The sequence below is a fragment of the Alteromonas hispanica genome (assembly GCF_010500915.1).
Lineage (GTDB): Bacteria > Pseudomonadota > Gammaproteobacteria > Enterobacterales > Alteromonadaceae > Alteromonas > Alteromonas hispanica.
Genome location: NZ_JAAAWP010000001.1, coordinates 1 through 15,584, shown reverse-complemented (window position 1 = coordinate 15,584; position 15,584 = coordinate 1). Strand labels below are relative to the sequence as shown.

Below are 15,584 nucleotides of genomic sequence, written 5' to 3'. Positions count from 1 at the left end.
TCTTTCTTACTTCTTAATGGGCACATTCTTTAATGAATGTACAAAAGCGTTTTTGCGCTTTTTCCACACTATTACTCTGCGTCGTCAGACTTAGGCGCAGGCTTTTCTAGAAGTTCTTTAATGCTTAGACGTACGCGGTTTTGGCGATCAATTTCCATAACCTTAACGTCAACCATCTCACCTTCTTTAAGGTAGTCAGTTACTTTATTCACTCGCTCGTGAGCGATTTGTGAAATGTGTACAAGCCCTTCTTTACCAGGTAGTACTTCCACGAAAGCACCGAAGTCAACGATGCGGGTAATTTTACCGTTATAGGTTTTACCCACTTCGATTTCAGCAGTAACCTGCTCAATCTTAGCAATAGCAATCTCGGCTTTCGCGCGCTCTGTTGCGAAGATTTTGATAGTGCCGTCATCTTCAATTTCGATGTTGGTATCAGACTCTTCAGTGATTTGACGGATCATTGCGCCGCCTTTACCAATCACATCACGGATCTTATCCTGGTCTACCTTCATGGTGTAGATGCGAGGTGCAAATTCACTTAGTTCTTCGCGATGTCCGCCAATGGCTTCATCCATCACTTTTAAGATATGCAAACGTGCTTCTTTAGCCTGCTTAAGTGCGATCTGCATGATCTCTTTAGTAATACCTTCAATCTTTATGTCCATTTGAAGTGCAGTAATACCATCGGTAGTACCCGCTACTTTAAAGTCCATATCGCCAAGGTGATCTTCGTCACCAAGGATGTCTGAAAGTACAACAAAGTTGTCATCACTTTTCACAAGACCCATTGCGATACCAGCAACAGATGCCTTAATAGGAACACCTGCATCCATAAGCGCAAGTGAAGTACCACATACTGACGCCATAGATGATGAACCGTTAGACTCAGTGATTTCAGATACTACACGTACTACGTACGGGAATTCTTCTTCACTTGGCATAACTGCTTGAATACCGCGCTTTGCTAAACGGCCGTGGCCAATTTCGCGACGCTTTGGTGAACCAACAAAACCGGTTTCACCCACACAGTATGGAGGGAAGTTGTAGTGAAGCATAAAGCGACTATCGCGCTTGCCCTGAAGCTCGTCAATCATCTGTGCATCACGCTCTGTACCAAGCGTTGCAGCAACGATGGCTTGCGTTTCACCACGAGTAAACAATGACGAACCATGAGTACGCGGTAAAATGCCTGTAGCCACATCAATGGCGCGAATCATTTTAGGGTCGCGACCGTCGATGCGTGGCTCGCCAGAAAGAATACGTGAACGTACTACGTCAGACTCAAGCTCGTGAAGAAGGTCAAGTACTTCTTTTTGGTCTTGCTCTTCGTCTTCTGCAACAATGGCTGCAAGCGCTTTTTCTGTCGCAGCAACAACTGCGTCTTTACGCTCTAGCTTGTCAGAAATCTGGTAAGCAGCCGTCATTTCTGCTTCAGCTAACGCTTTTACTTTGTCTTTTAGCGATGTATTTTCCGCTTCTGGTTTCCAGTCCCACTTTTCAGTACCAACTTCAGCCGCGAATTCATTTACCGCATTAACAACAGTTTGCATTTGCTCGTGACCGTACATAACGGCACCAAGCATAGTGTCTTCTGAAAGCACATTGGCTTCAGATTCAACCATTAATACCGCACCTTCTGTACCAGCAACAACCAAGTCAAGTTCGCTTGATTCTTGCTCTTCAGCACGTGTATTAAGAATATATTCACCATTGCTGTAACCCACACGAGCTGCACCGACTGGACCGTTAAACGGCATACCAGAAATGGCTAGTGCTGCAGAGGTACCAATAAGTGAGATGATATCAGTAGGAATATCTGGGTTAGCAGACATTACAGTGATGATAATCTGAACTTCATTTTTGAAGCCTTCAGGGAAAAGTGGACGAATTGGACGGTCAATAAGACGTGCAATTAACGTTTCACCTTCAGATGGACGGCCTTCACGCTTGAAGAATCCACCAGGGATTTTACCCGCAGCATACGCTTTTTCTTGGTAGTTTACCGTTAGTGGGAAGAAATCTTGACCTGCATTCGCTTCTTTCTTACCAACTACCGATACCAATACAGACGTGTCGTCCATACTTGCCAAAACCGCAGCTGTTGCCTGACGAGCAATTACGCCCGTCTCTAGAGTTACAGTATGCTGACCATACTGAAATGATTTAGTAATAGGAGTCACTATTTGTCCTTTAATTCCAATCTTTATTTATCGCTTTTAATTGCGGTGCTCAGTATAGCGATGAACACAGAATTTTGCCATCGCCAAATGAAGGAGAAGATTGAAATTATTATGTATTTATCTGCTGCATTTCCCATCGTAGCTTCATCACTCGATTAAAAAAGATTACATGGCTATATTTTCATCACAATGCAATAAACTGATGTCACAAAATCGAGTACGATAGAAAAAAGCAAAGGTCAAAACTAAAAACCACATAAAACAATCGTATAAAACAAATGTGCGTTAAGGGGAATTTATGCTTGTGCTAAGACTGAATAAGGCTGGAATGCCACAAGAGTGGATAGACATAGAACACGCCGCCAAACTATATTGCCAAGACAAGGTATTGTTCGAGCTTGGCACAGATGCCATAACGCTTAAAGGTGGATGGAATCACGCAGGTATTCAAAGTGAGCTGTCGTTGTCGAGTATTATCGCTTGCGATGGCAAGGTCACTGATATGAGTGGAAAAATTGCATTAACCAATAAATACCTTTTCCGTCGCGATAGTTATATGTGCCTTTATTGCGGTGCGCAGTTTTCGCCAAAACAGCTTACGCGGGATCATATTATACCTCGTTCAAGGGGCGGAAAAGACAGCTGGACCAACGTGGCCTCTGCCTGTCAGAGATGCAATCACGCAAAAGGAGCAAAGACCCCCGAAGAGGCAAATATGCCATTACTTGCTGTTCCGTTCAGGCCAAACGTATATGAGCGTTTTTATTTGATGAACAGAAAAATTCTATCGGACCAAATGGCTTTTTTGGAAAGTCATTTTACTCGATATAGGGAATGGAAATGCAGCTAGAGTGCGCCACCTGAAGACGATTGTGTACTTATTGCATTGTGGGCCTGCATGGATGTTTGACTTTGCTCTTGAAGCGTTGCCAGCATCTGACTTTCTTCTTTCAACGCTCTAAACCAAAGACTCAACCAATCTGAACACATCTTGTGCTCAAGTTCTTGTGCATCGTCCGTAGGACAAAAAAGGTTAACCTGCACCACCACCTTTGCAAGCTCGTTGGTTTTGATTTCAATTTCCGGATCGATTCGAATAAATTCTTGCTCGAGATGTCTTTCGATTAAACCCTTGTATCGTTCTGCGACATCGCGAAAATACTCACAGTGAGCCTGCGCTCTTGCGTGAAATGCCGGTAAAAGACTATAGGCGTTTACGGTAGGCTCGTTAACAATACTGAAAGAATGCAAGCGATATCGACGCATAAAGTTGAGGTTACGTACCGTTTGAGTAACCAGTTGGCTATTAGGTACGTATACGTGCTTACCCGTATAGTTAAAACTCTCCCTATCCACTTCCAACATGGTGGTTTTGGCCCAGTCCATTTCTACCACTTCACCTATATTGTTATTCATCTGTATCCAGTCACCCACCCGAAAAGGCCGAGCACCCAAATAGTAAATAAAGCCCATGAAGCATTGAATAAATTCGCGGGTGGCCAGCACAATGGCCACCATGAAGGCAGCAATTGATATAGCGAGGGTTTGAATTTCAGCAGACCAAAGCACCATCAGCAATATGATGATTAACGCATTACCCAACTGCTCTAAAATGTTGATCTGATTTCGTCTATCCTCACCTTTGCGAGAACTTCTGAGTTTAATAAGGCGCAACATGCCCTTTTTGGTATAATGCAGAGAAATAAGCAGTAAGACAGAAGCCAATAGCTTGTATTCATGCGCATACGCGATGAATGTTTGCCATATTTGTGCTGGTTCCATCACATTCTCCATCAAGTCACTCCACGCTAATTTATTGAAAGCAAAAAAAAACGCTGACGAATGTCAGCGCTTTGTATTATGAAGCACTCAACGAGCAGGCACAATGCCGACCAGTCACTATGTGCTTTTTGCGAGCTTTTATTCCCGAAAACTGTTTATTAAAAACACCCTTAACAAAAAAGCTCTTATATTTGGCTTATTGGCGAATTTGACCTTCGCCATTCACTAAATATTTTTCTGAGGTTAAAGACTCTAGTCCCATTGGGCCATAGGCATGCAACTTTGTTGTCGCTATACCTATTTCTGCGCCTAAACCTAGCTGACTTCCGTCAGAAAAACGTGAAGAAGCGTTTACCATAACAACACTGGCATCAACTGCGCGTTGGAATAATTTCGCTTTTTCTTTGTCTTTTGTACAAATAACTTCGGTGTGGTTACTACCAAACTGCGCTATGTGATCGATTGCACCGTCGAAGTCATCAACAACACGAATTGCTATTTCAAGACCTAAGTACTCTTCACCGTACCCAGATTCATCAATAACGTCAGCACCCTCAAAGTATTCACTGCCTTTGCTGTCAACGTGAACCTTAACATTATGCTCTTTAAATGCTTGCGCAACACGAGGTAAAAAGTCGCCAGCAATTGCTTGGTGAACAACTAAACCTTCAAGTGCATTACACACACCTGTTCTCTGGGTTTTACCATTAAGCAAAATCTCTAGTGCATTGTCCAAATCAGCATCACTGTCTACGTATAAGTGACAAACGCCTTTAAAATGCTGAATTACTGGAACTTTAGAGTTATCGGTAACGTAATTGATTAAACCTTCACCGCCGCGAGGTATGATCACGTCAATATAATCTCTTTGTTCCATCAACTCTTGCATAAGGGCGCGGTCAGGGTTAGGTACAACCGTGACTAATGCCTTCGGCAAATTATGCTTTTCAAGTGTATCTTGCATTAACTCTGCAATGGCAAGACTCGTATCTAGCGCCTCTTTACCACCACGCAAAATAACTGCATTACCTGATTTGAAGCATAGAGCACCTGCATCAGCAGTTACATTTGGACGTGCTTCATAAATCATGCACACTACCCCTAGTGGGATGCGCATTTTCTTAATTTCGATGCCGTTAGGTCGAGTACCGAAAACACGTTCTTTACCCACGGGATCGTCAAGCTCAACAATAACTTCGATTCCCTCTGCCATCGCTTCTATACGCTCATCATCTAGGATGAGACGATCGATCATAGCTTCATCAAGATTATTTTCTTTGGCGCGAGCTACTTCTTTTTCGTTAACCGCAATTATCTTGTCTTTGTTGGCTCTAATAGCTGCAGCCATGTCAGTTAACACCGCGTTTTTTTGGCTTTCGTCTAAAACAGCCAATTTACGTGCAGCTTGTTTTGCTTGTTGTGCTAACTCAGTAATAATACTCATTCTTTCTCCAGGTTTGCTACGTGCTGATCAGAAATAATTGGCCCCGTTTTCTCTTCGAACTCGTGGGCAAATTCATCACTGTCCTGATTCGCAATAAAATTCAATAAACAGCTACTATAATTCGACTTGGCCTTCACCAGTTTTGTGCCGTCTTCCTTGCGTACTAAAATAGTATCGCCTACGGAAAACTCGCCTTTTACGCCGATTATTTCGCTACTCGTTAACTGGTCACTGTCGGTACCTAAAGTGCCATCGAAATTACCTTCAATAATCACTTCGCCCTGCGCATTTGATGTATGACGCATCCAGTGCTCGTTTTCTTTCATTGGCTTCTTGAACGGTCTGAAATGCGTTCCAGGATTTTCACCTGCTAACAGCATATTAAAAGACAGCTCGGTGAAGCCATTAATAATGTAGGTATCTATACCGTGAGATACCGCTTTTTCGGCCGCTTCAATTTTGGTGCGCATTCCGCCGGTTCCAACACCGCCTTTCACTGCGCCGCCGGCCATGGCATAAATACTTTCGTCGATAGTATCCACCGATTTCAGCATTTTTGCATCATCGTGCTCATGCGGGTTCTTGTCATACAACCCATCGATGTCAGAACAAATGATAAGCGCATCGGCATCGGCCGCTGCCGCTACCATCGCTGACAAATTATCATTGTCGCCTACTTTGAGTTTATCAGTAGTTACGGTGTCGTTCTCGTTAACAATCGGCAGAATATTGTTGTCCAGCAAGCTGAAAATTGTTTCACGAATACTCACGTAACGCTCTCTGTCGCGAAGGTCTGCATGTGTTAACAACATTTGTGCCGATGGGAAATCAAACAGCCGATCCCACGTTGCGATCATTTCGGTTTGACCCGCGGCCGCCATCGCTTTTTTCACCGCAATGTTGGTCTTTTCCTGATCTGCGAACATATGTGACCCTGCGGCAACTGACCCTGATGACACAAGAACAACTTGCGTACCGTTCGCTCTACAGCGAACTATAAATTGTGCGATACTCAGCAAATAGTGGCTACTACACCCCTGTTGATTCGGCGCAATAAGTGCACTACCTACTTTAATGACGACGCGATTCCAATTTGGATGACTCATAATATATATCTAACCTTAAGATTGTTGATTCGCTAATTCTTGGCCGGCTTGTTCAAATGTAGCTTCTACATTCGGTGATGGATTTTCGCCCCATCTTGTTACCGACCACAGAGTAATTGCACTTATTGCAAACCCTGGAATAATTTCGTAAATGACGCTGCTCAATGCCTGCCCATCTTCAAGTATAGGCGCGTATATCCAGAACAGTACTGTCACTGCCCCCGAAATCATACCGGCAAGCGCAGCCTTCGCAGTTAGGTCCTTTTTATACAGACAAAACAGCACTAAAGGACCAAAAGCAGCACCAAATCCTGCCCATGCGTTACTCACTAATGACAAAATAGTGTTTGATGAATCTAGGGCCAAAATCAGAGCCACTAAAGCAACCCCTGCTACACCATAACGTCCAATTGTGACTGTTTGTTTATCAGACACTTCTTTCTTTGTAATGACTCGATAGATATCTTCGGTCAGCGAACTCGCAGAAACCAGTAATTGTGACGAAATTGTACTCATGATCGCAGCGAGTATAGCCGCCATCAAAAACCCGCTAATGTATGGGTGAAACAAAATTTGCGAGAAAATAATAAAAATAGTTTCCGGATCATCTACACGAAGACCAAACTGGTTTGCATAGGCAACACCTACAAGTCCTGTACCCAAGGAGCCTATGATAGTTACCGTCATCCACGACATGCCAATTGTTCGGGCCGTGGAGATGGCTTTCACCGATCTAATTGCCATAAATCTAACAATGATGTGAGGTTGACCAAAATAACCAAGCCCCCATCCAAGACTCGATAGCAAGCCGACCAATGTTAACGCTTCCAAAGAGTCTGAAAAATTCGGCACAGATTCATACGCTGCGCTCGTCATTTGCGACGCGCTATCAAATTGACTGAAGGCCACAACAGGAACTAGCACTAACGCTAGAAACATAATACAACCTTGAACGAAGTCAGTTAGGCTAACTGCCAAAAAACCGCCTAACAAAGTGTATGACACCACTACGCCAAGAGTTATAAACAAACCAACTTGGTAATCGAGAGAAAATGCGCTCTCAAAAAGCTTGCCGCCTGCTACTAAACCAGCGGATGTATACAGGGTGAAAAACAGTACGATGATTGTTGCCGAAACAATGCGCAAACTCGACTTTGGCGAATTAAAGCGCTTAGCAAAAAACTCTGGAACCGTAAGCGAGTCATCTGCCACTTCGGTGTATACGCGTAACTTAGGTGCAACGAAAATATAGTTTAAAAGCGCCCCGGCCAAAAGACCGATCGCTATATAAACTGCATCGAAGCCTGATATGTACATAGCTCCAGGCAAACCCATGAGCATCCAACCGGACATGTCTGAAGCGCCGGCTGAAAGCGCTGTTACGTGGGGACTTACTTGACGTCCACCAAGGATGTAACCTGAAATGTCGCTTGTAGATTGGCGATAGGCAAACACGCCTATACCTAGCATTGCAATAAAATACACTGCCAGCGATATGTAACTTTCAAATGCCATGTATTGCGAAAAATCCTCTGCTGCCTCGAAAATCTAATAATTTGACGATGTAACAACTTGATAGCTTAAACTGCACATTCTTCGTTAACCTTGGCTTCGTTTACCTTGGCTTCGTTAACGCTTCGTCAATGGTGCGAGCACTGTGCCAATCGACTTGTAGGCTTTTGGAATTATGACCAAACCCCATCAATTGCATCGAGCAATAATCATTAGAGTTCAAACAATATATAGATTTGCGAGAAAATATCAAGCGCAAATTATGCACAACTTAACTTCAGAGCAATTTGTCATGACTTTCACACCAATGATGTTTCACAAGCAACAACACCAGAAGTTTAAACACTTAAACTTTAAATATCAAAAGGTTAACTTTTTATAAATTTTCATGAAACAACATCAAATTAGGGCGTATTTAACTAAACCTGGGCACTTAAATAGTTATAGAAACAATTATGACATAAATTAAATACAAGCAAGCACTAGAACAAATAACATTCAAAAGAAGCTTTAATTTCTGCATCTAGAGCCACTGTTACTTTCAAAATCTTTTGCGCCGCTTATTAAAAGTAATGGTTCGAATAAACTAAAATAACCGCTTTATTCACCGGTTTTGCTCTATGAACACCTTCGGGTGAAATTATACTTAGACTCCGCAAAATCAAGACCGAAGGGGGTTATTACTGCAAACCAAAATGGTTTTATCTTCTCCACCGCTATAAAAACAGAATTTATATAAACACAACTAACATAACAATCACCTCGCCCCTTTTGCCTGATTTTCACATTGATTGGGATGAAAATTTTGCACAGACAGTGAAAATCCGACATAGAGCCTTTGAAGATAAAGCGAGGCCTGAGGTTTATTGCAAAGGCAAAACACATTCTCTTTATTTGCCAAATACACCCTTTCATTAATTTAACAAACCCTATAAACCCATAAAATTCATGACGTTAAAAACAAACCAAACGTATTTTACCGAGAGTAAGATTAGTTACATCAGTAAAAGTTTATAAACGGAATGCTCCTTGTATGAGCTTGTAGAGAACGTATTTAGGCCAAATGCTGATTTAGAACAACAAACAAGTAGCAGCATCGATAGGAGTGTTTAATGAATAGTGTTGAAGAGAATAGTAAAGTTAATGTAAGAGCAACGATGTTATCAAGTGATAAGCTGCAGGTAGCCGCGGTTTTTGATTCTACAGAGCAAGCAAAGCAAGCGTTACAGCAATTAGAGTCAGAAGCATCAATTGATTCTCATCAGAGCGAGGTAATTACCCCTTCTGACCCTCGCCTTAGCGCGAAGCTAGAAGAAAAATCGTCTCAGATTGCGTCGTCGCTTTGGACATCACATCTAGCGTTAGCGGCCATAGGGTTTACCGCAGGGATGATCACGGCGTTTCTGTTAACTCAATATGGTCCGGCACTTACGCAACAAAACCCGATATTCACTTATATCGCGCTTATCAGCCCAGGAACCTTTATTGGGCTATTCATTGCTGGCTTAATAGGTTTACGCCCGGATAGAAGCGAAATCATCCGTAAAGTGAGCGATGCAGTAAAGTCAGGAAAATCCGCTCTGATAGTCAATTTGCGAGGCTCGCAGAATGCAAAAGCCGTGTCGCAAATACTTCAAGCAAAAAGTAATTCGGTAGTCGAATCTATTAAGTGAACGATGTTAATTTCGTTAATTAACGTAAATATTTTGTCCGTTCTATTAAACTATTGAGCATAGATGCCGTATCATGGTGTCTTGCTCTTTAGCGTTTAAACATCTACCGGATACTATTCATGGACCTTATTTTTTTCGATTTAGACGGCACCTTACTGAATAAATCATCGGAGATTACTGACTTCACGCGTGAAACACTTAAGTTACTCGGCGAGAAGGACATTGCATACACAGTTGCCACCGGCAGAACCATGCACTCTGCTCAGCACGTTATAGGTGAACAACCCTTTGTACTCCCCCATATCTATAATAACGGCGTGGCCATCTGGGACCCAGCAGGTAATGCTCTAACCTTAGAAAACTTGCTCAACGACAGTGAAGCGACTGCTATTATCGAATGCGCTACCCGAAATGGCATAACGCCTTTTATCAACACCGTTGATATGAATAGCCAGCATCACGACCATATTATTTTTCATCATGCACCCCAGCACGATATTGAAAAAAACCTAATTGATAAGTATTTTTCGCGAACGAAAGCAACTCTGCTGCCTATCGAGTTAATGCCTTCCAACGCTCATATTACCAACATTAGCATGATTGGTGATGCTCCTGTAGTTCGCGATATGTGGAACGAACTCAACGAAAATGAAGGTCTCATCGCCTATTCGGGCCCAGCTATTGAAGGCGATGAATATCGCTGGATGGATGTTCACCACAAGTTGGCAAGTAAAGGAAGCGCGGTTGAAATACTCAAGGAACAATTAGGCGCAAAAAATATTATTTGTTTCGGAGACAGTGATAACGATGTGAGCATGTTTAATATTGCTAATGAGGCTTACGCGCCTAGCAATGCTAAACAGCCTATCAAAGAGTTAGCGACATCTATAATAGGCCATCACAATGAAGATGGTGTAGCGCGCTTCTTAAGAGAACGCTTCTCCCTGTAACGTAGCGTGGGCATAGCGTGGCTAACGACTAGCTTGAGGGTAAGGGCCAAGCTCTATATTGGCCATTACCCTCTTCTCTCGGCCTAGAAAATATTTAACGCTTTGCTACCAAGCTATTTCTTTGCGTTCTTTGAAAAACTTTCCGTTAGGCACATCGCTTTCCATTGTGGCCAGCCATATAGCGGTATCAGCTCCCTCTTCGGGAGTTTTAGGCGCATTTTTCCCACCCATTCGCGTATGAACCCAGCCCGGCGTCATGCTGTTTACAGCAACATCTAATTCTTTTTCTTCTTTCGCTTTTTCTACAACCGACGCCATTTTCACGGTTAATGCGTTCACAGCGGCTTTTGATATAGCGTAAGAGAAAGGGCCTGCGAGAGATTCGTTAAAGCTACCATAACTGGAGCTCACGTTTATTATTCGCCCAAACCCTCTCTCTATCATTTTAGGCAATGTTTGCTGAATTAGGGTAAGAGGCGCATATACGTTTACCTGCATTGAGGCATTAAATGATTCTGAAGTTACTTCGTCCCAGCTAGTATCATCAAGAACACCTGCATTGTTGATAAGTATGTCGATAGGCCCAAAAACCGCTTCAGCCCGCGTAAACGCATCGACAATGGCAGACTCATTATCAAGTGGCATTTCGATAACGTGCAAATCTCCGCCCACAATATCCTTTTTTGCCTCTTCACCGGCGTCTTCGTCGCGACATGCCATTAAAACCTTATAGCCTTCACTCAGCATGCCCTTTACGATCTCAAGGCCAACGCCTCGGTTGCCGCCAGTTACTAAAACATTCTTAGTCATACTTAATACACTCCTTGAATTTAGCTTACTTGAATTTTAACGCTCTTGAATTCTACTCTGCATTTTCAGTCGTAAACAAAGTAGACAGATAGAAACACGCTGGAAAGGTAATACTCCATACGGCCCCAATTACGGCAAACGTTACAGGCAGTGAGTAACCCAGCTCGACGGCGCCAAAATTTGCGCCGGCAATATAACTTAATGGTGCAAAAATTGCGCCGCCAGCAGCCGCCAGCCACGGTCTCCCCTCAAACACGGTGAGGCTGTGATAAACCGTACCGGCAAAGCCTGCCCATAAAAAACTAAGCCACAAAGGAATTGGCCACCAACTAAGTAACGTTTGCGAGTTATTGAAGTTAAAAACTCCAGAAATGGTGAGGATAGTATCGATAAGTGTACCAATAACAAACATCGACATCATAAGCTTTATATCGTTTGTTCGCTCTGAAGAAAATAACACCCATAATGCAAGCAAGCCAAGCACAAGCAGCTCGGCATCACTTTGAAACAAGATCACTAGCCACCATATGGCTTGGAACCAAATAAAATTAGCAACCTTTATTACTACTTCTTTTTTCATTGTTTGTGCTCGTTGTTCGTATATCGAGGCATACGGCACGATAACTTACAAAGTTCATAAATCTGTTAATTTCAGCCTTTTAATTGCACTGAATTGCACTAAATTGGATGACCTCAAACATTTTACGTCACCGAGCGTAGAGCAAAGTAAACGAAAATTAATCTTAAGCTGTATAGATTACTAACCGCATTAACAAAGGATATGTTTCGCCGTGAAAATGGTTAAATATTATATTGCTGGAGCGCTTGTTGCACTTGTATTAGCTATGGTTTCTCCGTCACTCATTTTGCAAATATTATTTGGTTGGGTGACATTTTCGCTTGCTGCGGTAAGTAGTGCGTACATTTTTAACTACCCGTCATTATTCAGAAAAAGAGAAGACGGTTCTATTCCCTTCTATATTCGATGGATATTTGTCCCCTTTCTTTTCGGCTCGTGGGCATACAATGAATATGCTCGACGTACCGACAAAGTACCGCCCTTACAAAAAATTCAAGAAAACTTATTTCTAGCCTGCCGAATGTCAGGTAAGCATGTAGACCTTCTTAACGAAAACAACATTACTGCTATTCTTGATGTTACCGCTGAGTTTGATGGGTTAGATTACACTGCACTGAGAGAAGACTATCGCTACTTAAATATTCCAGTGCTTGACCATACTAGCCCTACTTCAGAACAACTGTTACATGCTATCAATTGGCTTGATCAACAAATCAAAGCGAAAAGAAACGTTGTTGTGCACTGCGCGTTGGGCAGGGGGCGCTCAGTTTTGGTAGTAGCAGCATATTTGCTTGCCAAAGATGATTCGCTAACTGTAGAAGAAGCAATGCGACGGATAAATAGCGTAAGACAAACCGCTCGCTTAAATAAAAAGCAGCTATCTGCGCTTGAAAAGGTAAAAGATGGGGGACTGCTTTCACTACAAAAAAACTTGGTGCTTATTGCAAACCCCGTGGCGGGCGGCGGCAAGTGGGAACTTAACAAAAGTCAGATTTTGGCAAGACTTAACGAAAAGTTCTCTGTTTCTGTCTTTGAAACAACACCTGAAAAAAATGGCAAGGCTATAGCCGAAGAGGCTTTAGGTAATAACGTAGACATCATTGTTGCCTGTGGGGGAGATGGTACGCTTACTGAAGTGGCATCTGCTTTAATAGATACTCAAGCAACCATGGGCTTTATTCCGTTGGGCACAGCAAATGCGCTGAGCCAGGTACTTCATGGTTATTTAAGTAAAGTGATGCCCATTGATATTGCGTGCGACATCATTATTGAGGGGAACACGCTGGCTATCGATACAGCCACATGTAACGACAACATCATGTTGCTGGTAACTGCCGTTGGGTTTGAAGAACAAATGATTTCGTCTGCCGATAGAGATGAAAAGAATGAAGGCGGCCAATTTGCTTATTTAAAAGGCTTGTGGAGTGCAATTTCTAACAACGAGAATATTAGCTTTAAAATTCGCACAGACGATAGCGATGAAGAAACACTCACCACGCCTAGTTTTGTTGTTGCTAATGCTGCCCCTATGACCACAGCGTTAGCGCAAGGCGACGAACCGCCCGATGTCACTGATGGCAAACTAGACCTAACGTGGCTAGTTCCCCAGACGTCTCCCGACAAACAATTACTCTCGCTAGCAGAATTAATTTTCAGCCCCAGCGAGCATAAGCGCCATTCTGACAACATACGTCACGCGCAAGCAAGCACAATTACGCTTAGGTTCGATGATGAAATTGCCTATGCGGTAGACGGTGAAATTTTTCATGCAGACACTGTGACCATTAATACGTGTCCACGCAGTCTTACCGTGCTAACAAATAAAGAAAACGAGGAATGAAGTACCCCATGCCAAACGAAAGTAATTTTGATGAAATTTACGACTTTTTAAGCACTAAATTTGAAAGTGAAAAAGAATATCTACAAGCTGTACGGGAAGTGCTCGAAGATATCGTTCCTATTTACAATGCCAACGAGGCCTATAAACAGGCAGACATCGTTCGCAGGCTTTGCCTCCCAGAGCGAGTTATTTACTTTACAGTATCTTGGGTAAATTCAGAGGGTACAGTAGAAGTTAACCAAGCATGGCGTGTTCAACACAATGGTGTAATGGGTCCGTATAAAGGTGGATTGCGGTTCCACCCAACGGTTAACCTATCTGTTCTCAAATTTTTGGCATTTGAGCAGTGTTTCAAAAATGCCCTAACAGGCTTGCCAATGGGTGGCGGTAAAGGTGGCTCAGACTTTAACCCTAAAGGTCGAAGCGATAGAGACATTATGCTATTTTGCCAAGCCTTCATGCGAGAACTTCAGCGTCATATCGGCGCGAATACAGATATTCCGGCCGGTGATATTAATGTTGGCGCTAGGGAAATTGGGTATCTCTATGGTGAATACCGCAGGCTCAACAATAAATTCGAAGGTGTACTAACGGGTAAGGGTCTTGAATTTGGAGGTAGCTATGTAAGAACCGAGGCTACGGGCTTTGGACTGATTTACTTTACCGAAGCTGTCTGCGATGCAAATGATACAACCTTAGAAGGAAAGCGAGTTGTTGTATCAGGAGCAGGAAACGTAGCGTTGCACGCTGCCAAAAAAGCGATTCAAAAAGGGGCTACGGTAGTCACCTTATCAAACAGTCGCGGATTCTTGTTTTGTGATGAAGGATTTAGTGAGTCTGATATAGCTTGGGCTATAGATGCCCATACCACTTCATCTAACGTGCTTACAGATTTAGAAAGCAAAGGATCTGGCGTTTGGTTTAGTGACAAAACGCCTTGGCATGTTAAGTGCGATATTGCCCTGCCCTGCGCCACACAAAATGAACTGCATGAAAAAGATGCAAAGGCATTACTTGAAAACGGATGTAGCATGGTACTTGAAGGTGCAAACATGCCTTGCAGCAATAACGCACAGGAAGTCTTTATCGACTCAGGGATTACTTATGTGCCAGGTAAAGCATCAAATGCCGGAGGCGTTGCCCTGTCAGGACTAGAAATGTCTCAGAACGCACAGTTTAGTCAACACGAAGCAGACGTACTCGACAATGAACTTCAATCTATTATGAAGAGCATACATGCGCGCTGCCTTGAAGAGGCTAAGCGCTCGGCAGGCAAAGATAATTATATTAACTACATGAAGGGCGCTAACATTGCTGCGTTTAGACGAATAGCAGATGCGATGGTAGCACAGGGCGTTTAACCTTTTTCCAACTAACTTTGCTATGAAAGATTAGGCGTACAAAGTGTAAAAACTGCTTACCTTGTACGCTTTTTTCTTAATTCAAATAACCCCCTCAAAAAAAGCGTTTAAATTTCATAAGCTTAACCATCCATCATTATGGAACGTTTATCGCATTAATGACTGTGTCATATTTAATCTACTGAGGGAACTATAGTGAAAATCTTTGAAGCATTATGTCCACTTCCCCTAAACTGAGACAGACATAATTAGAGTTTTCTGCAATGATTAATGCAGGAGACGACTATGAAAAAATCACGATATACAGAATCTCAGATTATTGGGGTGTTAAAAGAAGTTGATG

General features: G+C 42.8%; 12 protein-coding genes. 5 read left to right on the top strand and 7 right to left on the bottom strand.

Annotated features, from left to right (window positions below; all coding sequences use genetic code 11):
• Window positions 1–71 precede the first annotated feature (71 nt).
• The gene (gene pnp / locus GTW09_RS00060) at window positions 72–2,183 is read right to left on the bottom strand and encodes a polyribonucleotide nucleotidyltransferase (RefSeq protein ID WP_071979121.1); all 2,112 of its coding nucleotides are present in this window, start codon (window positions 2,181–2,183) and stop codon (window positions 72–74) included.
• Window positions 2,184–2,481: 298 nt separating this feature from the next.
• On the opposite strand from pnp, the gene GTW09_RS00055 reads away from it, so the two are divergent.
• Complete coding sequence (locus GTW09_RS00055; RefSeq protein ID WP_163109048.1) at window positions 2,482–3,033, top strand: HNH endonuclease; 552 nt, start codon at window positions 2,482–2,484, stop codon at window positions 3,031–3,033.
• Here GTW09_RS00055 and GTW09_RS00050 read toward each other — a convergent pair.
• From GTW09_RS00050 to putP, 4 genes are all read right to left on the bottom strand, one after another.
• Window positions 3,030–3,977: a mechanosensitive ion channel family protein gene (locus GTW09_RS00050; protein WP_163109046.1), complete on the bottom strand. Its 948-nt coding sequence runs from the start codon at window positions 3,975–3,977 to the stop codon at window positions 3,030–3,032. The genes GTW09_RS00055 and GTW09_RS00050 overlap by 4 nt on opposite strands.
• Before the next feature lie 184 nt (window positions 3,978–4,161).
• The gene (locus GTW09_RS00045) at window positions 4,162–5,409 is read right to left on the bottom strand and encodes a glutamate-5-semialdehyde dehydrogenase (protein WP_071979123.1); all 1,248 of its coding nucleotides are present in this window, start codon (window positions 5,407–5,409) and stop codon (window positions 4,162–4,164) included.
• Window positions 5,406–6,515: a glutamate 5-kinase gene (proB, locus tag GTW09_RS00040; protein ID WP_071979124.1), complete on the bottom strand. Its 1,110-nt coding sequence runs from the start codon at window positions 6,513–6,515 to the stop codon at window positions 5,406–5,408. The genes GTW09_RS00045 and proB overlap by 4 nt, the downstream gene beginning before the upstream one ends.
• Before the next feature lie 15 nt (window positions 6,516–6,530).
• On the bottom strand, window positions 6,531–8,030 hold the full coding sequence (gene putP / locus GTW09_RS00035; protein ID WP_163109044.1) for a sodium/proline symporter PutP: 1,500 nt from the start codon (window positions 8,028–8,030) through the stop codon (window positions 6,531–6,533).
• A 1,109-nt stretch (window positions 8,031–9,139) separates the two neighbouring features.
• On the opposite strand from putP, the gene GTW09_RS00030 reads away from it, so the two are divergent.
• Together GTW09_RS00030 and GTW09_RS00025 are read left to right on the top strand one after the other, a co-directional pair.
• Complete coding sequence (locus GTW09_RS00030; protein ID WP_163109042.1) at window positions 9,140–9,700, top strand: hypothetical protein; 561 nt, start codon at window positions 9,140–9,142, stop codon at window positions 9,698–9,700.
• Window positions 9,701–9,819: 119 nt separating this feature from the next.
• Window positions 9,820–10,650: an HAD family hydrolase gene (locus GTW09_RS00025; protein ID WP_163109040.1), complete on the top strand. Its 831-nt coding sequence runs from the start codon at window positions 9,820–9,822 to the stop codon at window positions 10,648–10,650.
• A gap of 105 nt (window positions 10,651–10,755) precedes the next feature.
• Here GTW09_RS00025 and GTW09_RS00020 read toward each other — a convergent pair whose 3' ends face one another.
• Window positions 10,756–11,460 carry an SDR family NAD(P)-dependent oxidoreductase gene (locus GTW09_RS00020; RefSeq protein WP_163109037.1) on the bottom strand — a complete coding sequence of 235 codons (705 nt, stop codon included), beginning with the start codon at window positions 11,458–11,460 and terminating at the stop codon, window positions 10,756–10,758.
• Window positions 11,461–11,512: 52 nt separating this feature from the next.
• A complete protein-coding gene (locus tag GTW09_RS00015; protein ID WP_163109035.1) occupies window positions 11,513–12,040 on the bottom strand; it encodes a DUF2878 domain-containing protein in 528 nt (175 codons plus the stop codon).
• A 211-nt stretch (window positions 12,041–12,251) separates the two neighbouring features.
• Between GTW09_RS00015 and GTW09_RS00010 the strand changes: the two genes are divergently transcribed.
• Together GTW09_RS00010 and gdhA are read left to right on the top strand one after the other, a co-directional pair.
• A complete protein-coding gene (locus GTW09_RS00010) occupies window positions 12,252–13,880 on the top strand; it encodes a diacylglycerol kinase family protein (RefSeq protein ID WP_163109033.1) in 1,629 nt (542 codons plus the stop codon).
• A gap of 8 nt (window positions 13,881–13,888) precedes the next feature.
• The gene (gene gdhA / locus GTW09_RS00005) at window positions 13,889–15,241 is read left to right on the top strand and encodes an NADP-specific glutamate dehydrogenase (RefSeq protein WP_163109893.1); all 1,353 of its coding nucleotides are present in this window, start codon (window positions 13,889–13,891) and stop codon (window positions 15,239–15,241) included.
• The last annotated feature ends 343 nt before the right edge of the window (window positions 15,242–15,584 follow it).